The organism is Paenibacillus sp. FSL H8-0104, assembly GCF_038050215.1.
GTDB lineage: Bacteria > Bacillota > Bacilli > Paenibacillales > Paenibacillaceae > Paenibacillus > Paenibacillus amylolyticus.
In genome coordinates, this window is record NZ_JBBOTC010000001.1 from 2,424,280 (window position 1) to 2,450,505 (window position 26,226).

Annotated in this window: 22 protein-coding genes; 16 read left to right on the forward strand and 6 right to left on the reverse strand. The window is 46.1% G+C overall.

Translation table 11 applies throughout. The features are described 5' to 3' along the window. Nucleotides 1–42 precede the first annotated feature (42 nt). Both NST38_RS10980 and NST38_RS10985 read right to left on the reverse strand, forming a co-directional pair. A complete protein-coding gene (locus NST38_RS10980) occupies nucleotides 43–1,386 on the reverse strand; it encodes an MFS transporter (RefSeq protein ID WP_076249858.1) in 1,344 nt (447 codons plus the stop codon). A 30-nt stretch (nucleotides 1,387–1,416) separates the two neighbouring features. Beyond that, nucleotides 1,417–1,863: a MarR family winged helix-turn-helix transcriptional regulator gene (locus tag NST38_RS10985; protein WP_235200756.1), complete on the reverse strand. Its 447-nt coding sequence runs from the start codon at nucleotides 1,861–1,863 to the stop codon at nucleotides 1,417–1,419. 231 nt (nucleotides 1,864–2,094) lie between these two features. Here NST38_RS10985 and NST38_RS10990 point away from each other — a divergent pair, with 231 nt between their 5' ends. From NST38_RS10990 to NST38_RS11000, 3 genes are all read left to right on the forward strand, one after another. Continuing rightward, complete coding sequence (locus NST38_RS10990; protein WP_036609525.1) at nucleotides 2,095–2,568, forward strand: RbsD/FucU family protein; 474 nt, start codon at nucleotides 2,095–2,097, stop codon at nucleotides 2,566–2,568. 242 nt (nucleotides 2,569–2,810) lie between these two features. Beyond that, nucleotides 2,811–3,341, forward strand: coding sequence for a GNAT family N-acetyltransferase (locus tag NST38_RS10995; RefSeq protein WP_083684241.1), 531 nt, complete (start codon nucleotides 2,811–2,813; stop codon nucleotides 3,339–3,341). A gap of 77 nt (nucleotides 3,342–3,418) precedes the next feature. Further along, nucleotides 3,419–4,039 carry a TraX family protein gene (locus tag NST38_RS11000; protein ID WP_237176010.1) on the forward strand — a complete coding sequence of 207 codons (621 nt, stop codon included), beginning with the start codon at nucleotides 3,419–3,421 and terminating at the stop codon, nucleotides 4,037–4,039. Between the two features lie 125 nt (nucleotides 4,040–4,164). Here the strand turns inward: NST38_RS11000 and NST38_RS11005 are convergent, their stop codons facing one another. Beyond that, a complete protein-coding gene (locus tag NST38_RS11005; RefSeq protein ID WP_076249982.1) occupies nucleotides 4,165–7,839 on the reverse strand; it encodes a non-ribosomal peptide synthetase family protein in 3,675 nt (1,224 codons plus the stop codon). 79 nt (nucleotides 7,840–7,918) lie between these two features. Then, a complete protein-coding gene (locus NST38_RS11010) occupies nucleotides 7,919–9,661 on the reverse strand; it encodes a methyl-accepting chemotaxis protein (protein ID WP_076249981.1) in 1,743 nt (580 codons plus the stop codon). Nucleotides 9,662–10,171: 510 nt separating this feature from the next. Here NST38_RS11010 and rpiA point away from each other — a divergent pair. The 13 genes from rpiA (at nucleotide 10,172) to NST38_RS11075 (ending at nucleotide 23,379) form a co-directional block, all read left to right on the forward strand. Beyond that, nucleotides 10,172–10,843 carry a ribose-5-phosphate isomerase RpiA gene (gene rpiA, locus NST38_RS11015; protein WP_076249857.1) on the forward strand — a complete coding sequence of 224 codons (672 nt, stop codon included), beginning with the start codon at nucleotides 10,172–10,174 and terminating at the stop codon, nucleotides 10,841–10,843. Nucleotides 10,844–10,868: 25 nt separating this feature from the next. After that, nucleotides 10,869–11,468: a GNAT family N-acetyltransferase gene (locus tag NST38_RS11020; RefSeq protein ID WP_076249980.1), complete on the forward strand. Its 600-nt coding sequence runs from the start codon at nucleotides 10,869–10,871 to the stop codon at nucleotides 11,466–11,468. 15 nt (nucleotides 11,469–11,483) lie between these two features. Then, complete coding sequence (locus NST38_RS11025; RefSeq protein ID WP_017689273.1) at nucleotides 11,484–11,945, forward strand: MarR family winged helix-turn-helix transcriptional regulator; 462 nt, start codon at nucleotides 11,484–11,486, stop codon at nucleotides 11,943–11,945. 286 nt (nucleotides 11,946–12,231) lie between these two features. Beyond that, nucleotides 12,232–13,320 (forward strand): cobalamin B12-binding domain-containing protein, encoded by a 1,089-nt coding sequence (locus NST38_RS11030; RefSeq protein WP_076249856.1) that lies wholly within the window; start codon nucleotides 12,232–12,234, stop codon nucleotides 13,318–13,320. Nucleotides 13,321–13,335: 15 nt separating this feature from the next. Next, nucleotides 13,336–15,033, forward strand: coding sequence for an ATP-binding protein (locus NST38_RS11035; RefSeq protein WP_076249855.1), 1,698 nt, complete (start codon nucleotides 13,336–13,338; stop codon nucleotides 15,031–15,033). 36 nt (nucleotides 15,034–15,069) lie between these two features. Then, entirely contained in the window at nucleotides 15,070–16,023 is a 954-nt protein-coding gene (locus tag NST38_RS11040) for an alpha/beta hydrolase (RefSeq protein ID WP_076249854.1), read from the forward strand. 68 nt (nucleotides 16,024–16,091) lie between these two features. Then, nucleotides 16,092–16,805 (forward strand): class I SAM-dependent methyltransferase, encoded by a 714-nt coding sequence (locus tag NST38_RS11045; protein WP_076249853.1) that lies wholly within the window; start codon nucleotides 16,092–16,094, stop codon nucleotides 16,803–16,805. A 68-nt stretch (nucleotides 16,806–16,873) separates the two neighbouring features. Next, nucleotides 16,874–17,059, forward strand: a complete 186-nt coding sequence (locus NST38_RS11050; protein ID WP_076249852.1) for a hypothetical protein — start codon at nucleotides 16,874–16,876, stop codon at nucleotides 17,057–17,059. Nucleotides 17,060–17,114: 55 nt separating this feature from the next. Then, nucleotides 17,115–17,552: a GNAT family N-acetyltransferase gene (locus tag NST38_RS11055; RefSeq protein WP_036609514.1), complete on the forward strand. Its 438-nt coding sequence runs from the start codon at nucleotides 17,115–17,117 to the stop codon at nucleotides 17,550–17,552. A gap of 219 nt (nucleotides 17,553–17,771) precedes the next feature. Continuing rightward, complete coding sequence (locus tag NST38_RS11060; protein WP_036609512.1) at nucleotides 17,772–18,230, forward strand: MarR family winged helix-turn-helix transcriptional regulator; 459 nt, start codon at nucleotides 17,772–17,774, stop codon at nucleotides 18,228–18,230. Continuing rightward, on the forward strand, nucleotides 18,227–21,394 hold the full coding sequence (locus NST38_RS11065) for an MMPL/RND family transporter (RefSeq protein WP_076249851.1): 3,168 nt from the start codon (nucleotides 18,227–18,229) through the stop codon (nucleotides 21,392–21,394). Before NST38_RS11060 ends, NST38_RS11065 begins: the two co-directional genes overlap by 4 nt. 204 nt (nucleotides 21,395–21,598) lie before the next feature. Then, nucleotides 21,599–22,225 (forward strand): GDSL-type esterase/lipase family protein, encoded by a 627-nt coding sequence (locus NST38_RS11070; protein ID WP_017689264.1) that lies wholly within the window; start codon nucleotides 21,599–21,601, stop codon nucleotides 22,223–22,225. A gap of 92 nt (nucleotides 22,226–22,317) precedes the next feature. After that, the gene (locus NST38_RS11075) at nucleotides 22,318–23,379 is read left to right on the forward strand and encodes a phosphotransferase (RefSeq protein WP_101313420.1); all 1,062 of its coding nucleotides are present in this window, start codon (nucleotides 22,318–22,320) and stop codon (nucleotides 23,377–23,379) included. A gap of 113 nt (nucleotides 23,380–23,492) precedes the next feature. Here the strand turns inward: NST38_RS11075 and NST38_RS11080 are convergent, their stop codons facing one another. Both NST38_RS11080 and NST38_RS11085 read right to left on the reverse strand, forming a co-directional pair. After that, nucleotides 23,493–24,170: a tetratricopeptide repeat protein gene (locus NST38_RS11080; RefSeq protein WP_026081149.1), complete on the reverse strand. Its 678-nt coding sequence runs from the start codon at nucleotides 24,168–24,170 to the stop codon at nucleotides 23,493–23,495. Between the two features lie 14 nt (nucleotides 24,171–24,184). After that, nucleotides 24,185–26,173, reverse strand: coding sequence for an elongation factor G (locus NST38_RS11085; RefSeq protein WP_076249849.1), 1,989 nt, complete (start codon nucleotides 26,171–26,173; stop codon nucleotides 24,185–24,187). Between the last annotated feature and the right edge of the window lie 53 nt (nucleotides 26,174–26,226).

The window sequence follows — 26,226 nt, forward strand, 5'->3', positions numbered from 1 at the left end:
AAACGCGTTTCTCGTTTCTATGAGCAGAATGACTTTAACCAATCATTCGTGTTTGCTTTTATTTGACTGGCTAGTTTCGGTGTTGCCGGCTCCAGATTCTGAATTCTTGGATTGATCTTGAGGTGGTTCCGTTGCGGTAATATGAGTATGAGCGAGCAGAGCATGAGGTTCAATGGAGAAGCTGCCGCTTCGTTTTCCCTGAATCAGATATATAAGCAAGAACAGAATCATAAACATCACGGAATATCGATACATATCGGTATAACTGGTTATGGCCGCAATGGCACCAAGAAGAAGGGCACCGGTCGCAATACCCAGATCCAGCGAGTTTAAAAACATACCATTAGCCATACCCCGTTGAGTAGGAGATACAACTTGAATCATCCAGGTCTGGAGAGACGACTGCATGGAACCATAACCGATTCCGTAGATAAAGGCAGCAATGAACAGGAGGGACATGGAGGTTGCATACGAGAGCAGAATGAGGCCAACAGCAACGAATATTGCCCCTGGAATGAGCAGTGCTTTTGGACCTTTATTGTCATAGATCCGTCCTGCAAATGGTCTAACCAATAACACGGCGAGTGCATTGAACAAAAAGAACAGCGCAGGATTGGCCAGATTGGCTTCCTTACCATACAAAACGATGAATCCGACAAGCCCACCATAGGTGATGGATAACAGGCAATTCAGCACACTGGGCAGAATCAGCTTGCGGTTGAAAGGTATCTTCTGTTTTGGGTTGGACCCTGAGGCACTTGTTGTGGCTTGTGGCATGATGGTTGTACTGCTATCGGTTCTGACTGCTTTTTTGCGTGTCAGCGAATAACTCAGTGGATAGATCACAGCGAGTACACCCGCAGTACATAACATCAGGGTTACAAAACCTGCACCCTGGAGCAGAGTGACCCCAATGATTGGCCCCATAGACATAGCCAGGCTAGTCGATAGACCAAAGTAACCCATACCTTCACCCATTCGTTTGACGGGCACAATGTCCGAGGCCATCGTTGGAAAAGCGGTACTGCTCATACCAAACCCGATACCAAACAACATTCTGAGCAACAAGAGCACAGCTATGCCTGCAGCAAAATAATAGCCGAGCGTTGCCAGCAGGGCTACGGACAGGCCTATATAAATCATGGCGTTACGAAGACCCTTCTCCAGTGCTTTCGCGGAATAGAGACGGGCTGCTATGGCACTTAGTGCAAACAGACAGGTGAATAAACTTACTTCAAATGCATTGGCGTGAAATCGCTCCTGAACGTAGGACGGAAGCGGAGAGACAATCATGTGCAGTTGCAAGAACAACAAGAAGTTGCACAGCATCAGCAGTATAAAATCGGTGGTCCATAGTCTAACTTGTTGTGTAGATTGTTCTTTCATGATGATGTATTCCCCCTGAGTTGTGATTCATTACAAGTTGCGGTTAATGAGGGAAAGAGTATGTTTAAATGCTTCCATCTGGTCTTCGGATATACCTTCAGCAAGTTCTTTATTCATTTCTCTTTCAATCGGAACGAGGATATCAATTAACGCTTTGCCTTCCGTGGTGAGATATAACAGATAGGCTCTGCGATCCTGTTCGCTGGTCCGGCGTTCTACCCAGCCTTTTTTCTCAAGCAGATCAATAATCCGCGCAGTGGTGGGTTGGTCTTTGAAGACACGTGCAGCGAGTTCCTTCTGATTCACACCTTCACCGCGGTCAACATTAAAGAGAACAGAAAATTGCTCTGTCGTAATATCATAAGGTTTGAATCGCGTCGCAAGTAAAGCTACTGCTTTACGGTGTGTGAAACCCAGCATGAATCCAACAGATTGTTCCAGTGTATAGTCCATGTGATTGCTAGACCTCGCTTCCATAATAAAATGTCCTAATTAATTAGTTGTTACAACAACTATATGTCAAACAAGTATTTTTGTCAAAATGAAATATTCTCATATCGAACGTACGTGTGCGCTGTGCAATCATCCAGAAATACTGTTAGAATAGTGATGAAACCGCTCTTATAGAATCGATGTCTAGCGTGCTTGAAAAATGGAGAAAACCAATCTGCTCTAACTGATGTTGGAGATGAACAAGGAGATCTGTGTATGCTAAAGAATATACCCGCAATAATACCTCCAGAGTTACTCAAAATCATGTCCGAAATGGGTCATGGAGACGAGTTGGTTCTGGCGGATGGCAATTTCCCCGCAGCCAGTCATGCCAAGCGACTAGTACGTTGTGATGCACTGGGAGTTGTTGAACTGCTGGATGCCATCCTGCAATTATATCCACTGGATACCTATGCTGAGCGTCCCGCTGCTGTCATGCAGGTTGTGAAAGGGGATCAGGTGATCCCGATCATATGGGAAGACTACCGCCGGTTGATTGAAGAATATGAAGGCATCACGGATGCTTTTGATCATGAAGAACGATTTGATTTTTATAAACGCGCTTCGAATGCCTATGTGATTGTTGCAACTGGTGAGCGAGCGCAATATGCCAATCTGATTTTGAAGAAAGGTGTCATTTTCCCCGATGCTGATCCTGGTCAGGAACAGCAGAATGCTGAATCGAACTGAATAATTACGGCGACGGAGCAGTGGATGCTTTGGTCGCCTTTTTTATTTTTGCCAATACGAAGTAAATATAACAAAACGTACAGAATTGGCATGGACTAGATAAGCAGGATGCAATCTGGAAGCGCGCACGAACGAACGAATGTCAGCTCGCAGCTCAAGATACTACAAACTTTGATGCAGATGATGAATGGGGAAAAGGAAAGGACTGTTTTACAATTGAAAGAAATACAAAGGAGGAGACGATGGTCTCCATCCCAGAGGAGTTGAGTGAAATGCAACACCGAATCAGACAAGCGGATCTCCCTGATTGTAACGAAGTGGGACGTTTGTTCAATGAGTACAGGATGTTCTACAACCAAAATGCTGATATTGAGGCAGCACGTCAGTATATTAGAGAACGAATGGAAGGCCATGAATCGGTGATTTTGGTAGCAGAAACAGATGCGGAAAGTGATCATGGGACAGATGAAAGTAACGGTAGATCACTCTCGAAAGGCTTAATTTGTACTGGATTCGTTCAGCTATATCCCAGTTTCAGTTCGGTATCGATGGGGCCTGTCTGGGTGCTTAATGATCTATATGTGCATCCGGATTATCGTCAGCAAGGCATTGCCAGGAATCTCTTGCAAGCAGCCAAGCAATTGGCATCTGAGCGAGGAGTTCTTCGTATATCACTCTCAACTGAGTTAAGTAACAAGCTAGCGCAAGCTTTATATGAATCCGAAGGATATGCACAGGATACCAAATTCATGTATTATGAACTTAATGTATAAGAGTTTGCACCAAAAGATGGACTATATGAATGAATGGCACACTCGTGTCGTCGGCAACAAGGGAGGGGAGTCGCAACATGATGCAGTGGATTGCCATGATCACGATGTTAATTGATCATATAGGGGCTGTCTTTTTTCCACATATTATAGAGTTGAGGATCATAGGTCGTATCGCTTTTCCAATCTATGCTTTTGCAGTGTATATCGGTTATAAACATACACGAGACGTACAAAAATACATATGGCGGCTGTTCTGGATTGCGATCATATCACAGGTGCCGTTCATGGCTGCTTTTAATCATTATTCTCTGAACGTGGTGTGGACATTGTGGTCAGCCCTGTTGGTATTATTCGTTATCGATAAATTGCCATCCAAACTACTAGGGATTCCGATTGTAATTGGAGCAGGGTGGTTCATGGAAATTAGCCAAATGGATTACGGGATGTACGGGTTGTTATTGGTTCTGTTATTCCGTTATTTCCAGGGTCCTGTACTTGTCGTAGCACATGTCTTGTTAAATGCACTATATCTTCTGCTGCATAACAGCTCTGTGCAAATGTATAGTGTGCTGGCAACCGCCGGCATTGCTATTGCTCAGTATTACCAGGCGGGATTCCGTATGAAGGGGCCACGTTGGGTCTGGCGTTATTTCTATCCAGCGCATCTTGCCATCATTGCAATTATCCGATGGGTCTAAAAGATTGATCCAGAAATGCTAAAACGTCTGAAAAATGCGAAGTAAAGAAGCCACCTTCTCGTCAGTGAATGACGATGAGGTGGCTTCTGCGTATTCCTATTAGTTAAAGTTGAACTTCACGGAACTTACTCCATTGCTGTAGAAGTGCCGTTATGGCGCCGGATTGCAGACGGGAAATATCCAATCTGAACGGCGTAGTCTAACATGGCGGAGATGAAGCGATCATCTGTTTTTGCACATGAGATGCCAGCAGGTTCCACATAAGCCGTGGTGACAGGGCAAGCATAGACATATGCTGAATCCTTCGCACCGTCGCCTTCAAGCTGTGCAATAGCCAACTGAAGAGCTTCCGGCTCTTTGCTGATGCTCGCATCGAACAACCAACGTGTGTAATCCGTGAATGGTAGCGTCTCGACTTCGTAACCAGCCCGATTCACAGAACGGATCAGCTCATCATAACGGATGGGCTCCGGATTACAGATGTGGAATACACGACCAGCGGTATCCTGACGTAAGGCCAGATGAACGATAGCTTCACTTGCATAGTTGATCGGTGTAAAATCAACCATCCAGTCAGCCGCAGGAGCCTTGCCGAGCAATAACATCGCTTTGATCATACGATAAAAGGCGTTGCTATCAATATTGGACTGGAAGCGTCCAGTTTCGGAGTGGCAAGTGAGATTACCTGCACGATAGATGCTGACAGGTACACCTTCCTCTGCCGCAATCATGAGCACTTTCTCGGCTTCAAGCTTGCTGTCCGAATACAGGTTGTCCACATGCAAGTCAGCCGGGAACCGATCATATTGCAGGGAAGATTCCCATTGTCCGCTGAGTGCCAGATCTTCCGGAATACCCATCGTGGATACATGGTGGAAGGAAGCACCTGGTTTGCTACGAATCAAGTCTAGCAATGCGACCGTTCCTTCCACGTTTGTTTTGGCGAACTGATCGGCATCGCCGAAATGACGTACGTCTGCAGCGCAGTGGATGACACGGTCAATTCGATCCTGAACATAAGCCCTTTGTTCATCGGACAGACCGAGATTAGGTTGTTCGAGATCCCCTTCAATAATCTCCACACGAGTGGAGAGTTGGTCAGTCAGTTGTTTGCCGAAATATCCTTCCAGCACGTTAGTCAAACGTTCCATTGCAGTTATTCCATTGGAAGGTCGACGAACAAGGGTGTAGATTCGTGTACTGGAATTCAGAATTAACTGTTGCAGCACATGAGAGCCCAGATAACCAGTCGCTCCGGTCAGTAACACATGCTCAGGTTCACGAATGAGCGGATAACCCAACTGGGATGTTAGCTCCACAGGGTGTTCGGATAATTGTGTAATCATGCCATCGGTTACCACTGAATCCGTAACTACTGCTGCACTGAGAGACAATGCTTCCACACGACGAGCGAGAGCGCGGACTGTTTTCTCGGCAAAGAAGTCGGCAATGTTCAGTTGCGGATAATGTGGCTTCAGAATGACCAGTACATGAATGACCCGGAGTGAATCCCCACCGATATTGAAGAAACTGTCTTCGACACCGAAGTCATCGTGCTGAAGGATTTCTTTCCATGCGTCCAGGATAATGGATTCCGTCTCCGTCTCAGGCATGACCCGGTCAGGGCGATCTTCATGTCGTTCCACATGAGGCAGGGATACCATCGCTTTGCGATTGATTTTTCCAGTTGGTGCAATCGGCATTTCATCCAGCTGACAGATCCACTTTGGTACAAAATAAGATGGAAGTTTCTCCGTCAGTTCTGCCTTGATGTCCGAAACAGAGAGGGTACTGCCATCTTTCGATGTAAAGTAACCAACCAGCATATTTTGTCCATCGGATTCTTTCTTCGGAATGACGGCAACGTTCTGGATCTGATCAAGCCGTGCGAAGTGATCTTCAATCTCCCCGATCTCAATCCGGTGACCGCGAATTTTTAGCTGTGAGTCACTGCGACCAACATATTCGAGCAACCCGGTATCCAGCAATTTGGCAATATCGCCAGACTTGTAGATTTTCTCACTTATCGCAAACGGGTTCTCAATGAATGCTTGCTCTGTACGTTCTGGCTGATTCAGATAACCTTTGGCCAATGCAGGGGTAGAAATATATACCTCACCAGGTACACCTGCCGGACAGAGCTGTTGTTCTTCATTTACAATGTATACTTTGTAGTTATGAATCGGTTTACCGATAGGGATGTTCACCACATGTTCGGGAACCTGCTCACTGATGCGGTGAGTAGTTGTGGCTACTGTACATTCGGTAGGTCCGTACACATTAACAATATCAATCTGGTTTCCAAATTTGCGCTGGAAGGCACGAACCTGTTCACCATACAACGCTTCTCCGGCTACAGTAATGATTCTGACTTTGGCAAGCTTGTGGAAACCTTCATCGGATAAGTAGGAAGCAAGCTGATTGAAGAAAATCGTAGGCAGTATCGTAATGATGGTTGTTCCTGTCCGTTCAATTGCACTTGCGAATTCTTCAACGGATACACGTTCTTCCGCAGACAACAGATATAATTCTGCTCCATAGAACAAGGCGCCAATGGTATCCCACACGGATGCATCAAAGCTGTATGTAGCAAACTGGGTTAATACATCACCTGGTTGAATGTCACAATCACGCTGAACCACACTGCCAAGATTGGTTACACCCCGATGGGCAATCAGTGCACCTTTGGGTTTACCGGTCGACCCTGACGTGTAGATAATATACGCAAGATCATCGGGCTGAATATCCAGATTTGGGTTACTTGCTGCAAATCCGGCTAAACGACCATCCACAGCGAGAATCTGACGGACCGTAGCTATACTGGAGAACAAGCTGGAAGCTTGGGCATAAGAAGCCTCCGTTGTCAGCACGAAGGAGGATGCCGTATCTTCCACGATATAACTGTTACGTTCTTGTGGATGCTCAGGGTCGATAGGAACATACGCACCACCTGCCTTCAGAATACCAAGCAGGGAGATGATCGTCTCCAGACTTCGATCCATAAAGATACTGACGAATTCACCTTTCTGCAATCCATTGGATAACAGAACACGTGCAACCTGATTAGCTCGTTCATTCAATTCCCTGTACGTATAACTTTTGGATGGCGATGTTATCGCCGGTGAATCTGGATATGCCGCTGCCGTTGCTTCGAACCAGCCATGAACCGTTTGATTCTCTGGTTCGAGAACAGAAGTATCATTCATTTCACGGTAAAGCAATCGATCTGAGGCGGAAAGAATATCTACCGTACCGATTGCTTTCTCACCGTCACGCACGAGGGCGAGTAGAAGAGTCTGATAATATTCTGCATATCTCAGCACGGTAGACTCTTTTAACAGTGAACTATCATAGAACAGATCGAGGATGAGCATGTTCTGATCATCTCGAACGTTCCAGTTTAATATTTGAGGAGCTTGAGGCAACTGTACACTATTCAGCATAAAAAACGATTCAGGGTATCCACCGTTTTGCAACGTGTATTCAATCTTGAGCTGCTCTGAAACTTGATGACATAGTTGGCTGAAGGTCAATTTCCCCTGAATCTGTAATGAAAGATAGGAAGCTGCCTGATCGGGGGAAAGTATACCTATGGCAAGTTCCTGTTCAGCTGACAATCGGAATAACAAGGCTGCATAAGCTGAGAGTAGTACCGGGTACACCATCTGTTCTCCATACTTCTGTTTAAGTTCACGGCTCAGAGAAGCATGTAATGTGATTTGAGCAGACTGATAAGAGAATGATTGTTGACGTCGCCCAAAATCCAGTGGAATCTGCAGAACTGGCAAGCTAGATTCCATGGAATGGGAAGAAGATGGTTGGTTTTCAATCACTTCAGTTATTCCTCCTTGGTTCAAACCGAATGTTTGTGGATTTGAATTATTGTTTGCTTACATTGAAATGAGAGATCAATTCTTGGAGTTCCTCAGACATGCTGTTAAGGCGTGTGGAGGAGTCTACCAGTGTAATCAAAGATGCTTTTTGCTCATCAACAGATGAGGAAATTTGTTCACTGCTGTTTGCTGTCTTGCTTACGCTTGAAGACAAGTCGTCCGCTGTAGCGGTCATTTCCTCCGTACCCGCAGAGATTTCTTCTGTCGCGCTTGATACTTCCTGAATCTGATTAGATACTTTTTTCGCTGCTTCTAAAATATCTTCGAACAGTTGTCCTGTTTGATCGGCTACGCTGAGTCCTGTATCTACTTCTGACGTACCTTGTTCCATTGCACGTACAGCTTGTTTAATTCCAGCTTGAATCTCTTGGATCAATACGCCAACCTGGCTGGTTGCTTGTTCAGACTGCTCGGCAAGTTTGCGTACTTCACCTGCAACAACTGCAAATCCTCTTCCTTCTTCACCAACACGAGCTGCTTCAATGGAAGCATTAAGAGCAAGCAAGTTGGTCTGGCTGGAGATACCCGAGATGATATTGAGAATATCGCCGATTTCCTGTGAACGACTCTCCAGAACCTCAATGGCAGAAGCGGTATTCTTAACCGATTCCGTAATCAGATTCATCTGTTCAGACACCTGACGGACAACACTGTTACCTTGTTGCGAACGACGTTCCATCTCATAGGCTTCATCCGCTACACTTGCCGAGCTGCTGGCAATCGTCTGGATCACGGTAGCCATCTCTGACATGGCACGTGCACTATCCCGGGTTGCCTGTTCCTGTGAACGAATGTTGGAAGTGATTTGAGTTACATTATTATTGATAGAATCTGCATTCTCACTGTTGCGCTCGGAAACTTCATATAGCTCTTTGGCAGACTGATTTACTTCTTGTGACGTGATTTGCACTTTAACGATAGTATCGTTGATTTTGCGAACCATGGTGTTGAACTTCTCGTTAACGAGTCCCAGATCGTCTTTGCCTGTCGGAATGTTGACATTCAAATTACCCCGACTTACGTCATCAATTCCTTTGATCAAGTGACGGATAGGGGAAAGTGTGTTTTTGACTACAAGGTATTGGATAATCAGGAATAACAGCAAGAAGGCTACAAGGATGATAATTCCGTTTTTGAGCAAGGAGTTTAGTCCCGCAGGTACGGCTGATGCATCTGCATCAACGGCAAAATATGAGAAAATCTTTCCGTTGCTGTCTTTGATTGGATATGCAATGGTTGTCCATGTTCCGAAATCATCGGAATAAAATGTTGTGAATGTTGGGCGATCCGTATTAAGCATTTCTTTCAGTGCATTGGCTACAACGACCGGCTGCTCATACATGTCACCAATATTTACGTTCTCACTTTGAAAAGCCTCTCTTAGATTGGTGGGCATCGCTACAAGGGAAGTTAATCTCTTGTTATCGCCACCGAGCTCAACACCGAAGATGTAGGCCTGTGCAATGTTAGGATAATATTCTTGCATCTCATCGAAATACGCTCGTAATTTCGTTTGTGTTGCTCCATCATAGCTACCTTCCGCAATAGCAGCTTGTACCTCGGTAGGATTGATATCTTCAGCCCACTTTTTGGTAATTTGTTCCACCTGTCCATGCAGCTGTTCAACAAGAACTGTTTTTTGAAAATAGTAACTGCTTGCGATAAGTGCTACCCCGATGATAACGATATTGGTAAATGAGAGTAACAAATTTTTGGAGAAAAACGACATGCTTTTCCAACTTAATGATTTCACTAAATTCCACTCCTGATCTTCTTTAAATTAAGAAACTTTAGGGTTGCATTGGTACAGTGAACTAGATCATTCCGTGATCCCCTCCAAAGGAAATTTATGCGACCATGGTCTTGGTTTATCAGTCGCTTTCGTAGAGACTTATGTACCGTATGAACCATAGGTGTCTAATTATTAAAACACATCTATAATTAATATGTCGTATAAAATGTCGTTAAATTGAATAGTATCGTTAAATTATTTTTAATATTTTACGTATTTATGGACATATCAGATGGTTTATAGGTATTTAGAACTGTTTATTTTAAAATTTCCCATTTTTTAGCTTCATTCTGTATTCTATAACATGGTGGGTAAAAATACATCCTTCAACAAAACAAAAATATGATGGCAGAGATGCAACAGAAGGCACGGATATACATCGGAAGCGGTTTTATCTATAATAACTACATATGCATTTCTCAAATTATGAGCAGCGGGGGTTTATAGATGAATCTTAAACAGATAGCAGCAGAGCGTGCGGCAGAATATGTTGAAGATGGAATGAAGGTTGGATTGGGTACAGGTTCAACAGCTTATTATGCCATCTGCCGGATCGGTGAGCGGGTACGTAATGGATTGAACATTCAAGCGGTTGCCACTTCAGAGGCTTCAGACAAGCTTGCCCGTGAATGGGGGATTCCCATCGTCCCATTTGACCAAATTGGACGTCTGGATCTGACCATTGATGGTGCTGATGAAGTTGATCCCGAATTTAACCTGATTAAAGGGGGGGGCGGGGCTCTTTTGCGTGAGAAAATCGTGGCGGCCAATAGTGACAAATTGATTATTGTAGCGGATGGCAGCAAAGCCGTGCAAAAGTTGGGGAAATTCCCGCTTCCAGTTGAGGTGGTTCCATTTGCTTCTGAGTGGACCTTCCAGGCGCTCGAAAAATTGGGGTGTCAACCACAGTGGCGGATGGATGGACAGCAACGTTATCTGACAGACAACGGAAACCTGATAGCGGATTGCCACTTGGAGGCGATTGATCACGCTGCGGACCTTAATGTTCAATTGAACATGTTACCAGGTGTTGTTGATAACGGACTATTTGTGGATATGGCTAGTACAGTCATTCTTGCCAATGCGGACGGAAGTATCGAAGAACTTCATCGTTCTTAATATGGAAGAGGGTGCTTTTCATCGTATGAAAGAACTGCCAATCGTTGATGGTGAACTTGTACTCAGGTGTGTGGAGAAACAGGATCTGAAAGAACTCTACGAATTGATCTACAGTGATGACGTACCTGAATGGAAGCAATGGGATGCACCCTATTACCCACTTAAACACGAAAGTTATGAAAGTTTTGAACAAGGTATGCTCAAACGTATGGAAGTAGGTCCAGGCGATTCCAAACCCGTATCAATCCGTATTATTGAATCCGACAGACAAATTGTGGGTACAATCAGCTATTACATAGAAGATGAGTTATCCATGTGGCTGGAAATGGGGATTGTAATATACAGATCTGTCCAGTGGGGACGCGGGGTTGGCACACGCTCACTTGTCATGTGGTCAAGTCATTTGTTCGAACAGATGCCTTTGGTTCGGGTTGGATTGACTACTTGGTCTGGTAATGAACGTATGATGCGTGCGGCTGTGAAAGCCGGATTACAGGTGGAGGGGCGAATGCGGAAGTGTCGTATCGTTCGCGGGCAATATTATGATTCAATTCGTATGGGGATGCTCCGTGAGGAGTGGGAGCAGAAGCTGGCCCCTCATACGAGCCGAAATGTAAACAACTGATGGAGGATTATTGAAATGCTGAACACGGAGGACAACCGGGAACTGTCTTTACAATTATTCGTGGTTCTTGTTCGGGCCTACAATTCTGTGACCTCACGTTCCAATCGTGACATCCAGAGTCACGGACTGAATACGACAGAATTTGGTGTGCTTGATTTGTTATATCATAAGGGACCACAGGCATTGCAAAAGATTGGTGAAAAGGTGTTAATGTCCAGTGGTAATATTACGTATGTTGTAGATAAGTTGCAAAATAAAAATCTGCTGTTTCGTCGACCATCCAAGGAAGATCGGCGTGTCATTTACGCTGAGTTAACCGAAGAAGGAAGAGAATTGTTCACACAGATATTTCCTCAACACCATCAGGTCATCATTGATGCTTTGGAAGGACTTGACCCTTCCGAGAAAGTGGATGCGATTAAGATGTTGAAGAAGCTGGGACTGGCGGCAGAAGGGAAAACTGACTTGCGTTCATAACGCAGGTCAGTTTTTTTTGTGGATCTCGAAAAGTACAGGTATATACTGGCTGACTGACTTGCAAGGCCCTCCATAATATAGGAAGATTGTTCTATACATTCATCGTGTGTAAAACATGATCATCGAAAGTTCATGTATAATGGAACAGAACGATTAAGAGCGGAATGGATGGATTGGATCAAGTAGAAGAACCTATCCCGATTGCAAGTTAACTAACATCGATCTCATTCTGGATTAGTCACGAATGAAGATTGAGTGTGATGCGGGTATGAGGAGGGTGGCATCTATGAGTCATCAAGAAGCAGGAGAACGTTTGCTCCAGGAATCTGCGAACTTAGCTGATAAAATAACGGAGAAACAGTATCTCAGACAGCCCGATTTACTTGAGCGATTTGGCGAGAATGGAAAAATGCGAACCAAACAGGATTCGGAGTATAGCTTGAACTATTTGGCAGAAAGTGCGCTCGTACAGAGTCCAGGTCTGTTTACTCATTATATTGCCTGGCTGAAAGTTTTACTTGAGGGTTATAAGGTATCACCAGAAGACCTGGTGATTAATCTCAATCTGATCAAAGAGACCTTGGAAGAAGAATTTGACCATCCGTCAAAGGCGCTTCTGCTCGAGTATCTGGAGATGGGAATATATAGAACAACACATATGGAGTCACAGGCGGGTTACATCAACGAATCCATGCCATATGGAGATGCCGCGCAATCGTACTTACAGTGTTTGCTTGAGAATAAACGGAAAGAAGCCTTTGAGATCATTGAAGCCCAGTTAGAAGCCGGGGTGACGATTCGTGATATTTATCGATATATCTTTCAGCCTACCCAATATGAAATTGGACGATTGTGGCAATGCCATCGTATTAGTGTGGGGCAGGAACACTTTTGTACGGCAGCGACCCAGTCATTCATATCACGTCTCTATTATCGTTGGTTGATTCATACGGGTCAGGATAAAAAACTAGTGGCTACCTGTGTAGGCAGTGAGCAACATGAGATCGGACTGCGTATGCTCACAGATGTGTTCGAGATGGAAGGTTGGGATACGCATTATCTGGGAGCCAATGTTCCCAATGGAAGTGTAATAGAGGCTATTGAGCTGCATCAGGGCGATGTTGTTGCGATTTCAGTTACGATGACGTATCACCTTCATCTGGCCAAAGAGTTGATTCATCTGATCCGTCATCATCCGGCAACGGCATATGTGAAGATTATGGTTGGGGGATATCCCTTTAATATTGATCAGGAGTTGTGGAAAACGATAGGAGCTGACGGTTATGCTCCAGGAGCCGATGAAGCGGTAGTGGTTGCAGAACAATTACTGGCTCAGCCAGCTACGTGTAATCAGCTTGATATGGTTAGGGATTAAGAGAGGGATGATGTGATGTCTAATGAGGGCGGAGAGATACAGAGGCTACGCAGAACGATTGAGCAGTTATCGGATCAGATGATCCGGAGTAAAGAGCAAGAGGAACGGACACTTACGGAATTCTCGGATATGAATAATGAACTGGTGACACTCCAACGTCTGCTTGCAAAGAACAATAACAGTCTTGAAGCTGCACGTCAGCAAGCAGTAGATGCAGGTGATTCAAAAATCGCATTTATTGCAGGCATCAGTCATGATTTTCGTACGCCATTGAATGGCATATTGGGGATGGCTGAGATGCTGAAGCTGTCTCCATTGTCTGAAGAACAGGAGAATTCCGTTTCCGTTATACAGGATGCTGCCAAACTGCTGCTTAAGCTGATTCAGGATCTTCTGGATCTGTCCAAACTTGAGGCGGGTCAGATGCGACTTGAACTGGGAGAAGTGGATCTGCAAGAGACGATAAACTATATTGTTCGTTTGCTCGAACCCCAAGTCAGAAAGAACGGAAATCAGTTATCGATAGACTGTGACCCCAGAATCTCTACTCTTCTTGAAGGGGATCCAACGAGGATTACACAGATACTGATCAATCTAATTCAGAATGCGAACAAATTCACATCAGAAGGTACGGTGCGGATACGAGTCACCCTTGTGGAAGATGATGAAGTTACACAAATGATCCGATTTGAAGTCGAAGACACGGGGATTGGTATCTCGGAAGAAGATCAGAACCAGTTATTTCAACCCTACATGCAGACTGAACGAGGACGCTCAAGTGAGTATGGAGGAACGGGCCTTGGATTATCGATCTGCAGGTCGCTCGTTACACTGATGGAAGGTCGGATTGGAGTAGACAGTCAGGAGGGTGAAGGATCAACATTCTGGTTCGAACTTACACTTGGTAAGAAAGACGGTAACCAGTCTGTTGCTTCCGCTCAAGAGCAACAGGGGCAGGATATGGATGATGAAGCTCCTTCTGTATCTGTATTGCTGGCCGATGATAATGTCATCAACCGACAGCTTGTTATGTTGCAGCTCAAGAAACTGGGAATAACCCAAGTGGACGCTGTAGTGAATGGGGAAGAGGCAATAGCTGCTTTTCTCAGCAAAAAATACAGTTTGATTCTCATGGACTATATGATGCCATTGATGGACGGTTTGGAGGCAACACGCAAAATCCGCTCGATAGAAATGGATGAAATGCGCCATACCACACCAATCATTGCAATGACAGGTAATGTCATGCAGGGAGAGAAAGACAAGTGTAAGGAAGCCGGGATGAATGACTTTATTGGCAAACCCTTCACGCTGGAAATTCTGAGCAAGATGATCGAGAAGTGGAAGCAATCCTCCGAACCGACCGAGGTACTAAATATGAGCATCGTACATGAGATTGCGGAATTAAACACCGATGGCGATCGTACACTCCTTGGTATGTTGTTGGACATGTATCGTACCGATACACCTGGCAAAATTGAGGCGCTGCGCAGACATATTGTGTCCGGTGACCATGTTGCTGCAACCGAGGTAGCCCATGATCTGAAATCAGGGAGTTTGAGCCTGGGGATTCGTTATTTATCAACTTTGTTTGCCCGGATAGAGCAGTTGGCGAAGGAAGGTCAATCACGGAAAGCAGAACCTTTGCTAGATGCTTTGTTACCCGCCTATCAAGCAGCATGTGTAGCACTGCAACGAGTAAGTAAAGATTGAATATATCTTAATAAGGAAAGAGGGTAGGGCTCGTTCATGTTATTCTACGTACTTGCAGCACTGGTACTGATCGTTCTTGCTCTTCTGTGGGCAGGAGGGCTTTATTTTTTCAAAACGGCCATTCGCCGTACAGCAAAAACGTTTTTGGTAGATAATCCAAATCTGATGCCTGAACCGGACAATGAAATCATTAGCAGTGCTTCTGACTTGAAGTGGCTGGATGCTCAGCCTACAGAAGAGATATCTCTTCAATCAAATGATGGATTAAAACTGTATGGTACATGGCTCGGTTCCAATAAAGGGTCGAATCAGACGGTTATTCTGGCACATGGTTATTCGGGTAGAGGCAGAGAAATGGCTGGATTTGCCCGGTTTTATGCGGAAAAGCACGGTTATAACGTACTCATGCCAGATGATCGAGGTCATGGACAGAGTGAAGGTGATATCATTGGTTTTGGTTGGTTAGATCGGAAGGATTATGTCCAGTGGACCAACTGGGTGCTTAAAAAATTGGGTACACAAGGGGAAATCATATTGCACGGCGTATCCATGGGAGGAGCAACCGTACTGATGACAGGTGGTGAAGTTCTGCCGATTCAGGTTAAAGCGATTGTATCTGATTGTGCGTATACATCCGTGGAAGAAGAACTGACGTTCCAGTTGAAGCAATTATACAAGCTACCTGCATTTCCGTTTATACCTGTCACAAGTCTGATCTCCCGGTGGAAAGCAGGGTATTCCTTTAGAGAGGCTTCGGCTCTCAAGCAGCTTGCCAAAGTTAACGTTCCCGTGTTATTCATCCACGGTGAGGCTGATACGTTTGTACCAACGGAAATGGTGTACAGGTTGTATGAAGCCTGCCCAACCAAAAAGGAATTGCTGACCGTCCCCCGTGCCGGTCATGGCACAGCGTTTCAAGTCGATCGCACCGGATATGAGGCGGCGCTGGAATCCTTTATGAAGAAAAATCTGTCACCTGCTTTTAATTGATTTTTTTATGACAATCTGGGTATTAAGTAGAAGATGCAAATCATTTTCTAAACGATGGGGGTATCTTGATGGGAAACGAACAATTTGAGGCTGCGCGAAAAGCAGAGGCAGGTTATCATTCCAATTTCTATCAGAATAATGAATTATTCGCCTCTGGTACCTGGATGTCGAGGCCCATGCCTATGGTGATGGATATGCTGGAACGCCTACTTGCTCACAAGGAGGAATTGCGTGTCCTCGATCTGGGATGCGGAGTGGGGAGGCATACGATACCGATTGCACAGCGCCTTGCAAAAACGAAGAGTGAAGTCATCGGTGTGGATTTACTGGATGAGGCCGTAGACGGACTTCGCAAGTATGCGAAAGAATATCAGGTTGATCATATCGTACAGGCAGTGAAAGCAGATGTTGAACATTATGCTGTGGAGCCAAACTATTTTGACTATATCGCTGCTTGCTCTTGTCTGGAACATGTCTCAAATAAGCAAGCCTTCATGGAAGCGATAGACCGGTTACAGGCCGGAACTCGTACAGGGGGCATTCATTGTATTACGATGAGTACCAATGTGGAGGAGAAAGAAATCAATACAGGCAAGGAGATTAAACCATTAATTGAACTGAACCTGCCCACAGCCGAGGCGATTGCTATACTGGAGGATGCCTACAAAGGCTGGAATATTCTGCTTCAGGAACATGTTACACAGACGATTGAAGAGGAAAAGTATGATGAACCGACACAATTTCGTTGTGAACTGCTTCGTTTCGCTGTGCAAAAGCAATAAATTCTCTGCCGGGACCTGACAATGGACCCGGCACTCTTAATGTGCGGTCTGAAGGGAGATGGTTAAGGATGAATACATATGTAATAGGGATGGATGGAGGAGGGAGCCACACGCGTGTGGCTGTCGCAGATCAGAACGGGAAGATTGTATCCTATGTGCAAAAGAATGGTTGCAACCGTTATTACGATACCAATGCTGAGCAAAATGTGCTGGAGGGTATCGGAGTCGAATCGGCACACGACTTGAACTTTTAGAGGCTAACGACTACAATACGATAACGGAAACAAGCAAGGTATAGGAGGAATCAAAGTGTTAATTAATCTGAAATCACGCATACAGGAGCCGGAAGTACAGGAGCTGTTGTCCTACTCGGTCTTTCCTGATCCGGATCACTTGAACCGTGCGTTGCAACAATATGTAGAGAAAGACGAATTGCAAATGGGCGGTTACGAAGATGAGGGACAATTGATCGGTCTGATTGGATATGAGAAGACAGGAACAAGTGAGGTTACCATTCATCATATCTCGGTTTTGCCTGAAAACCGCTTTAAAAATTATGGACGTGGTATGATCTCACAACTGTTGGCAACATACAATCCCGATAGACTGATCGCTGAGACCGAGTTGGAAGCCGTCGAGTTTTATCGGAATACGGGGTTTGTGGTATATAGTCTGGGTGAATTATACCCAGGTGTGGAGCGATTCCGTTGTGTGCTTGAAAAAGAGGAAGATACGGACGAAGAGTAGCACAGAGACCTTTTATTACTTTAAGAAATATATGGATTATCATCAGTACAGGATGTTGGATTTGGCAATGAGCTGAGTCGGACGTCCTGTTTTTTTGTCGTTTTCATCTAAAAAGCAGGAAAAAAGTATTGCTTTGTAAGATTGTTTCATTATAGAATAGTTTCACAGAAGAATAGTTCGTTAAGTGAACTATATAGATTTGGGAAAGGAGAATGAAGAATGAGTACACCGGATGCAAAAAGTTTGGTGAACCGCTATTTGGATGCTTCCTTTATGGTCAATAAGCGGTTTGATACGCGGATACGCGAACAAGTGGGGCAGACCATAACGACCGATCAGTTCTGCGCACTTCGTCTGATTGAAGAGAAACCTTTCTGCACGCCCTCTGATCTTGCAGAGCTTCTGTGTATAGGTAAGAGTAGCATTACCGCTTTGGTCAACAAGCTGGTGGATCGCGATCTGGTCCATCGGGCCGGGGATGAACGTGACCGCCGCGTTGTATATCTGACACTGACGGATACCGGACGACAGGTATACAGGGAAACAGAACAGGAAATACAGCAGATTCTGGAGCCGTATCTGGTTCATTTTAAACCGGAAGAAGTCCGAATTTTCATTGAATCTTTTGAGAAGCTTGCAGCTTTGCTATCGCATGAAGGAGGACGGGAGAACGAATGAGAACGATACTAAAAGCAAGATGGTGGTTAATGGGGCTATGGGTTGTTGTAGCTGCCGTGTTGATGTTTACCGCCCCTAACATGAGTGAACTGATTCGGGAAAAGGGACAGTTTTCGGTTCCGGAAGGGTACTCTTCCACCCAGGCAGCAGCGATTCTGAATGAAGCTGCAGCACAAAAAGGAGAACAACAGGGGAGCCAGATCGCCCTTGTATTTTATAATCCCGATGGTCTGGGCACCACGGGGAAACAAGAGGCAGAGAAGGCCGTTAAGCAATTGGAGGCCGACAAGGAGAAGCTGGGCATTCTGTCCATTCTGGAACCTTTCTCTCAGCCTGAACTGTCCGAGAAGATGATCTCAGCTGATGGCAAAACGATTCTAACATCGCTATCCATTGATCAGGGAGATCGTACGGTCAAGGAAATGCGGGAAGACCTGAATGAAGCATTGAAGTCCGTCAATGTGGAGCACTACATAACCGGTAAAGGTCTGATTGATGAAGACACCATTGAAAGTTCCCAAGAGGGACTTAAGAAATCGGAATATATTACAGTTGTCTTTATTTTACTCATTCTGTTCCTGGTCTTCCGTTCGTTTGTAGCTCCGTTTGTCCCGCTACTGACGGTGGGGATCAGTTACATTGTATCGCAACAGATTGTTGCATTTCTGGTGGATGGGCTCGACTTCCCGATATCCACATTTACACAGATCTTTATGGTCGCCGTCATGTTTGGGATTGGTACGGATTACTGCATCCTGTTGATCAGTCGGTTCAAGGAAGAACTGGCTCATCATGAGAATACGTGGGATGCCATCATTGCCACCTATCGTACTGCCGGTAAAACGGTACTCTTCTCAGCACTAGCTGTGCTGGTTGGATTCATTGCGATCGGATTTGCCCAGTTTATGTTGTACCGTTCTGCGGTTGCCGTAGCTGTAGGTATTGCTGTGATGATGCTTGCCTTGGTGACCATCGTGCCATTCTTCATGGTGGTGTTAGGCAAGAAGTTATTCTGGCCGTCGAAGGGTTCACTTGAACATGCCGAGAGCAAGATCTATGGTGCAGCTGGTCGCTTTTCACTTAAACGTCCATGGGCTGCGCTGCTCATCGTTGCAGCTGTCTGTGTGCCTCTTCTGGCAACCTACGATGGCAAACTGTCGTTCAACAGTCTCGATGAGATTGGTGAGAAATATGATTCCGTAAAAGCATTCAACATTATCTCTGACAGCTTTGGTCCGGGTGAATCACTGCCGGGTCAGATCGTCATCCAGAACGATGAAGCGATGGATAATGCGAAATATATGGCCGTTGCCGAGAAAATTAGCCGGGAAGTAGAGAAAGTAGCCGGAGTCTCTGGTGTCCGCAGTATGACACGACCTACGGGTGATGAGATTAAAGATTTTGAAGTTACACAGCAAGTGGGAACATTATCGGATGGACTGGGTGAAGGCAAGACGGGTCTGGACAAAATCCGTGATGGCCTGAGTGAAGCCAGCAGTCAGCTAAGTAAAAATGAACCACAGTTAAAAGAAGCTGCTGATGGAGCAGGTGAACTTACCAAAGGAACCTCCCAGTTGCAATCGGGTATCAAGCAACTCAGTGAGGGACTAGGGCAGATTGAAAAAGGTATTCGAGATGGTTCGGCAGGTGCAGGGGATCTGAAAGCCGGTCTTCAGCAAGCCAAAACGAGTGCAGATCAGCTTGCGCAGGCGAACAATCAGTTGCTTGAAGCCTATCGTCAGGCGGGAGCAGGGGTCGCTGCGCTGGGGGATGGAACCCGCGAACTGGAACAACAGCTGAACGGGGTTTCAACAGCTCTAACCAGTCTGTCCGAATCCTTCACAGCACTTGAAGAGCGTTATCCTGAATTGCAGCAAGATGCTGATTACCAGCGTATCAAAGGTACGATTGGTGAAACAGGTTCTGGTACAGCGCAGCTTGCTCAAGGTTTGGGTCAGATTAAGACCAAACTTGGGGAAGCCGCTGCTGGAATTAATCAGGCCAATGAAGGCTTTGCCTCCGCAGCAGCCGGACAAAAGGCGCTTGCCGATGGTCTGGGCCAGATTGTAACGGGAATTGGTCAGTTGCAATCCGGTCTCAAACAGGCTGCGGATGGTCAGGGCAAAGTGATTAGCGAAATTCCTTCCATTCAGGATGGACTTGGCCAGCTTCAGGGTGGTCAGGAGAAAATTCAGCAAGGCTTCTCGGATCTGAGTGGTCAGCTGACACAACTGACAGATGGACTGAACCAGAGTGTCGATGGTATCAAACAGGTATCCGGGGGACTGGATTCAGCGCAGGACTACCTGACGCAATTGCAAAATTCACCAGATTCCGATCTGGCAGGCTGGTACGTTCCTGATGAAGCACTGAACAGCAAAGACTTCACACAGGTATTTGATACGTATCTGTCTGAAGATCGGAAAACGATGACGATTGATGTTATTTTCGCCGAAAATCCATACGGAACAGAAGCCATTGATCGTGTTCCTGACATTGAGGCGGCAGTACATCGCGCGGTACAAGGCAGTACGCTTGAAAAAGCGGACATCGCCATAGGTGGCGTTACGAGTACGTTTGCAGATTTGCAGGAGATCTCGAATAACGACTATACACGTACTGTAATGTTGATGCTGGCAGGTACATTCATTATTCTGGTTGTACTGCTTCGCTCGGTCATTATGCCATTGTATCTGATTGTTTCCTTATTACTGGCTTATTTCACATCGATGGCGTTAACCGAAGTGATCTTTGTTAATATCCTCGGATTCGCAGGCATTAGCTGGGTTACTCCGTTCTTCGGATTTGTTATGCTGATTGCACTTGGTGTGGATTATAGCATCTTCCTGATGGACCGTTTCAATGAGAACAAAGGTATGAAAGTACAGGATGCCATGTTGTACGCGATGAAGAACATGGGAACCGTTATCCTCTCTGCAGCAGTCATTCTGAGCGGTACATTTGCTGCCATGTATCCATCTGGTGTTCTCTCGATGATGCAGATTGCTACAGTAGTCCTTAGCGGACTGATCTTGTACTCTCTGCTGTTCCTGCCATTCTTCGTCCCAGTGATGGTGAAGATGTTTGGCCGGGCCAACTGGTGGCCGTTCCCGAACAAGGAACAATCAGATTCCGTTGATTCGGATCGGACCATAGGCATGTAATGCATTGCAATGAATCAGGCTCTGCCGCGTTATGCGGCAGGGCTTTTTTCTTTTTTTTACCTCTACAGAAGAAGAAATATGGTTTTATGCAAAAGAAAGGTGCATGCCTAAGGACACCATCCCGCGCCTTGTCTTGCCACTCATCATAAGATATAGAGCAGTTCATTATTGTTCAGAGAAATCACAGCAGAGAGGGGCGACGGGATGGTATATCGATATGTGGCTATAGGAGATTCATTAACGGTAGGTACAGGAGCGTTGCTGGGCACCGGCTTTGTTCCTTTATATCGGCGAATGGCAGAAATGAATGTTCGTACGTTTGTATCCATGGAAAATATGGGCGTGAATGGACTGACGTCGGGGGAAATGTTGCAGATGATCTCTTCGCATCCCCGAGTGCGGCAATCGCTCCGTGAAGCGGATATCATTACCATATCCATTGGCGGGAATGATCTGATTCGTACGTTTAAAGCAAGTAATGGCATTCCAAATGCCAGCAAAATGACACAGGTGCTCGGAGAAACCCGCAGTAATGTATCTCAGATCATGCGGCACATTCGGCAGTTAAAGGGCAACCATGAGTATATGGTCCGATCCATCGGATTGTACAACCCGTATCCACAAGCGACGGAAGCTGCATACTGGGTGCGCCAATATAATTCGTTTTTGAATGGAGCCGGATCAGGCAACTATGCGTGTGCTCAGGTCTATGACAGGTTCGAAGGTCGTGAACGTGAACTGTTGTTCTGGGATAGAGTACATCCTAATGCAAGAGGGTATCGTGTCATTGCGGAGCAGCTTAATCGGACGGGATATTACCCGTTCTCTTGATCACTTTGGAACAGAACTAGACCAAGCGATGGACTTCCTTTAAGATAAATAAAAGACAGTTCCATTTTGTGAGATAAAGGGGTTAATTTTTGGTGCAAAACATCGATTCCGGTTCCCTCCATCCTTCAGAGCAGCAGCGTATATCCGAAGTGTTGGCCTTATATGGTTTCACATCGGACTGGAAAGGCGAGCGTGGAAAGGGTGGGATGAATAATTCTACTTACATGCTCCATGTAGACGGGACTAATTACGTCATGAGACAATATGAAACACATAATGATCCGATGAAAATCACCTTTGAACACGAGGTGCTGGCAGCCCTTCAACGTTCGAACTTTAAGCTTGATACACCTTCACCTGTAAGGCGGTTATCTGGTGAGGGAGGTACATTCCTTCCTGTAAAAGATACCCTCACTGGTCATACCAAAATAGTGACTCTGTTTCATTATAGGGAAGGCGTCAATCCCATCTGGCACACACCAGATCAATTGATAGGGCTCGGTAAAGCGGCGGGGGCCCTGTCTACTGTTATGGCTACGCTGGATATACCACTTGAACCTGTGTATCCACCATACTATCGAATTCAGGATGCGTATCCGCTCTGTTCACCAGAACGATTATTACAGCTATGCACATCGCCGCCGGAGCAATTGGCCGCATGTACAAATGAGTTGAAGCAACTGAGAGAGGCGCTTCCAGATCTGTTTGAAGCCCTGCGGGGCATGGAACATCTGCCGCATCAATTGGTTCATGGGGACGTGAATGCCTCGAATGTGTTGGTAGATCAGCAGGATGGTGAAATCTGTGCCATTTTGGATTTTGAATTTGCGACATGGGATTTGAGGGTAATGGAGCTGGCTGTTCCGATGTCTGACCTCCTTACCATGGACAAGAGTGAAGATTGGATGTGGCAGGCACAGGAGGGACTGATCAGGGGATTTGGGGAACAGGTCAGCCTGAAACCGGAAGAGTTGCTGGCCATACCTCGATTGATTTTGCTGCGTAGTCTGGATGTGGTCATGCATTTCATCAGTCGGATGTTCGAGGGTACAGATGAGCCGGAAGTGGCTGTGGAGCAGATTGTGAAGCTCAAACAGCGGATCGACTGGATGAATCTCCATGAAGAACGACTGTGTGAGATATTGGTGTATTAATATCGCTGTTAAGAATAAAGTGCACTGGTTCTGCTCATACGAGGGCAGAGATCAGTGCACTTTTATTGGTTAGAAAAGTGATATATGAAGATTACGGTGTATAGCGGATGACATTACAATCCACGTTTGCGGAACCAACTGCGGACAGCCCAGCGGCGCTCCTGACGTTTTTTGTATTTGGGTAACGAACGATAAACGTTCAACGATTGCTCGTATGCCTGCTTCGCGTCTGCATTGCGCCCAAGGGAACGGTGAACCGAACCGAGCAGATAATAAGCTTCACTGGAAGAGGAATGAATCTCTTGAAACTGATGCACATAATCCAGCGCTTTGTCCTCATGCGTATCTTTGAAGGCTCCAGCAAGGGTTAGGTACGGGCGTCCGTACTTGACTCTGGGGTTGATCTCGAGGGCTTGCAAAATATGACGTTCGCCTTTTTCGATGTTGCCCAAATGAAGCTCAGTTGTCCCCAGTGCCTCCCAGTACTCAGCCGATTGTTCGTAAGGACGCTCCAGTTCAAGCAATAACGCATGTGCCTCACTGTAACGCTTGCGCTCAATTAACAGGCGAGCCAGTTCCAGCTTGGAAGAAACTTCATTAGGACTCATGGCAAGCTGTTGCCGAAGCCGTGAGATGTTACGCATACGTTTGAGAGGTTTCGTGAAGCTTGGGAACACCCCAACGTAACGACGATCCAGGAAATACAGTATAACGAGTAAAATGAGGATGGCAATGAACGGATTACCTACAATCCGCCATAGAAGGCCAAAGATAAGAAATTTAATAAGCACAGGTTCAACTCCATTTATGATGTAATCGCGTTTCGTACACTTAAAATATATTTCGACTGATCCAGCGGGTTAACTCCTCTGCGTTTGCAAGTATGATTCACACCCGCAGGACAATCTTGGTATCCGGCAAACGAAGTCGTAAGCACTCCGCGGCCGCTTGTCTCGGAACGCAGTTTCACCGGATAATCCATTGAGGTGGCAAGAGGCATAACTCCTTCAATAATACAACGTCCGCTACCAATGACGGGGGCTTCGAAGGTTGCCCGCATATGTACCAGATCACTAAGGGCCTTACCGCCGTATTCCTCCGGGACCGTCAGCCGGAACTGAAGAAGGGGTTCCAGCAACGTGGTACCTGTTCTCGCCAATCCATCCATGATTCCCATAGGCGTGGCTACAACAAAATCCAGCGGATGTGTATGCCAGACATGATGTTCCCCTTCCACCAGCGTGATGCGCAGATCGGTTACTTCCCAACCGAGCATACCTTGAGACAAGGCTTCCGGAATTCGTCGTTCAACTTCATTCTGATAACGTAACAGCAGATCTTCTGTCCTTACGGTTGAGGCATAGATCAGACCGCTTCCGCGAGGCAAAGGTTCAATCTTGAAGCGAAGGATGGCCCAGCAGGGCTTAGGCATCGTATAAGCGATGTAACCTTCTCCGGCTGTACGTGGTGTCTCCTTATAGATGACGGATGGCGGATCAAACACGACATCCAATCCGAAACGACTCAGCAACAGGCTGGATAAAATCTCAAGCTGAATGGTTCCCATGACCTTGAGATGCAGTTCTCGTTCCTCCGGCAACCATTGCAGGTCGAGTAAGGGGTCTTCATCCGTCAACTCTTGCAATGCTGCGACAAGATCGGGGTAACGTGCCGGGTCCTTGCCATGTACTTGTACGGTCAGCAAAGGCACAGCCATCTGTGGCAGAGGAGGTACACCTTCAGGATTGCCGATAATGTCACCCACATGTGTGTCACTCAGTCCATACAGCGCAGCAATCTGCCCCGCGTGAACGGCACCGGTATCCGCCCATTTCCGTCCATCCATACGGCGAATCTGCGTCACTTTCTCTTCAAGCTCCCGCGTCGAATTATGGATGGTATCCCGATTGTGTAAGATGCCACCATACATACGGACGTATGCCGTGCGGCCCATCGTACGGTCACGTTCAATTTTGAACACAACGCCGGATACGGGAGAGTCCACTGGTTGTGCAGGTGGAGGCAGAAATGCAAGGACCGTGTCCAGCAATGCCGTGACGCCAATTCCTTTGCCGGAAGCCCCATAACACACAGGGAACATCTCACCCTGATGCACATACCGCAGGAATGCTTCATTCAGATCCCTTTGTGATAACGGAGTCTCCTGGATGTAGGCTTCCATGACCTTTTCGTCCAGCTCGGCAAGTATCTCGACCAGACCTGGAATGGAAGGTGTGCCATCTGACAGAGAATCTTGATTCGGGTTCCATAGCGAGTCGATGCCATGAAATGAATCTTCGTGGAACTGATACGTTTGGATTTCGCATGCGAAAGGGGACAGGGTGGAACAAATCTGCTCCATTACCGCTGGGGCAGACGCACCAATCCGATCCATTTTATTAATATAAATGATGGTTGGGATGCGAAGTGAACGAAGGGCATGCCAGATGGCTTCACTCTGGGACTGAATGCCTTCTACTGCCGACAGAATGAGAATAGCTCCATCCATTACCCGTAGCGTTCGCTCTACTTCGGAGCTAAAATCAATGTGACCAGGCGTATCAATGAGGTCAATGATGGTGTTCTTCCAGATCAGAGAGGTCATGGCTGCCTGAACGGATATGCCACGTTCTTTCTCAATGTCCAGGGAGTCTGTGGCTGTTGTTCCGTCATCTACACGTCCCGGACTGCGGACGACACCACTCTCAAATAACATATGCTCGGTGGTGGTTGTTTTCCCCGCATCCACATGGGCGAAGATACCAATATTCCTGCGATTCAATTCGTTTAACATGGAATGCTAAGCTCCTCTGACAACGGAATGCAATGTTTCCGACAAGTAATAAT

Bases quoted from the DNA above. Each gene is read 5' to 3' on its own strand.
- NST38_RS11060 (WP_036609512.1), top strand. From the start codon at position 17,772: ATGAGTACACCGGATGCAAAAAGTTTGGTGAACCGCTATTTGGATGCT.
- NST38_RS11050 (WP_076249852.1), top strand. From the start codon at position 16,874: ATGAATACATATGTAATAGGGATGGATGGAGGAGGGAGCCACACGCGT.
- NST38_RS11035 (WP_076249855.1), top strand. From the start codon at position 13,336: ATGTCTAATGAGGGCGGAGAGATACAGAGGCTACGCAGAACGATTGAG.
- NST38_RS11000 (WP_237176010.1), top strand. From the start codon at position 3,419: ATGATGCAGTGGATTGCCATGATCACGATGTTAATTGATCATATAGGG.
- NST38_RS11070 (WP_017689264.1), top strand. From the start codon at position 21,599: ATGGTATATCGATATGTGGCTATAGGAGATTCATTAACGGTAGGTACA.
- rpiA (WP_076249857.1), top strand. From the start codon at position 10,172: ATGAATCTTAAACAGATAGCAGCAGAGCGTGCGGCAGAATATGTTGAA.
- NST38_RS10995 (WP_083684241.1), top strand. From the start codon at position 2,811: ATGGTCTCCATCCCAGAGGAGTTGAGTGAAATGCAACACCGAATCAGA.
- NST38_RS11045 (WP_076249853.1), top strand. From the start codon at position 16,092: ATGGGAAACGAACAATTTGAGGCTGCGCGAAAAGCAGAGGCAGGTTAT.
- NST38_RS10985 (WP_235200756.1), bottom strand. From the start codon at position 1,863: ATGGAAGCGAGGTCTAGCAATCACATGGACTATACACTGGAACAATCT.
- NST38_RS10980 (WP_076249858.1), bottom strand. From the start codon at position 1,386: ATGAAAGAACAATCTACACAACAAGTTAGACTATGGACCACCGATTTT.
- NST38_RS11040 (WP_076249854.1), top strand. From the start codon at position 15,070: ATGTTATTCTACGTACTTGCAGCACTGGTACTGATCGTTCTTGCTCTT.
- NST38_RS11030 (WP_076249856.1), top strand. From the start codon at position 12,232: ATGAGTCATCAAGAAGCAGGAGAACGTTTGCTCCAGGAATCTGCGAAC.
- NST38_RS11020 (WP_076249980.1), top strand. From the start codon at position 10,869: ATGAAAGAACTGCCAATCGTTGATGGTGAACTTGTACTCAGGTGTGTG.
- NST38_RS11085 (WP_076249849.1), bottom strand. From the start codon at position 26,173: ATGTTAAACGAATTGAATCGCAGGAATATTGGTATCTTCGCCCATGTG.
- NST38_RS11010 (WP_076249981.1), bottom strand. From the start codon at position 9,661: ATGTCGTTTTTCTCCAAAAATTTGTTACTCTCATTTACCAATATCGTT.
- NST38_RS11025 (WP_017689273.1), top strand. From the start codon at position 11,484: ATGCTGAACACGGAGGACAACCGGGAACTGTCTTTACAATTATTCGTG.
- NST38_RS11065 (WP_076249851.1), top strand. From the start codon at position 18,227: ATGAGAACGATACTAAAAGCAAGATGGTGGTTAATGGGGCTATGGGTT.
- NST38_RS11005 (WP_076249982.1), bottom strand. From the start codon at position 7,839: ATGGAATCTAGCTTGCCAGTTCTGCAGATTCCACTGGATTTTGGGCGA.
- NST38_RS10990 (WP_036609525.1), top strand. From the start codon at position 2,095: ATGCTAAAGAATATACCCGCAATAATACCTCCAGAGTTACTCAAAATC.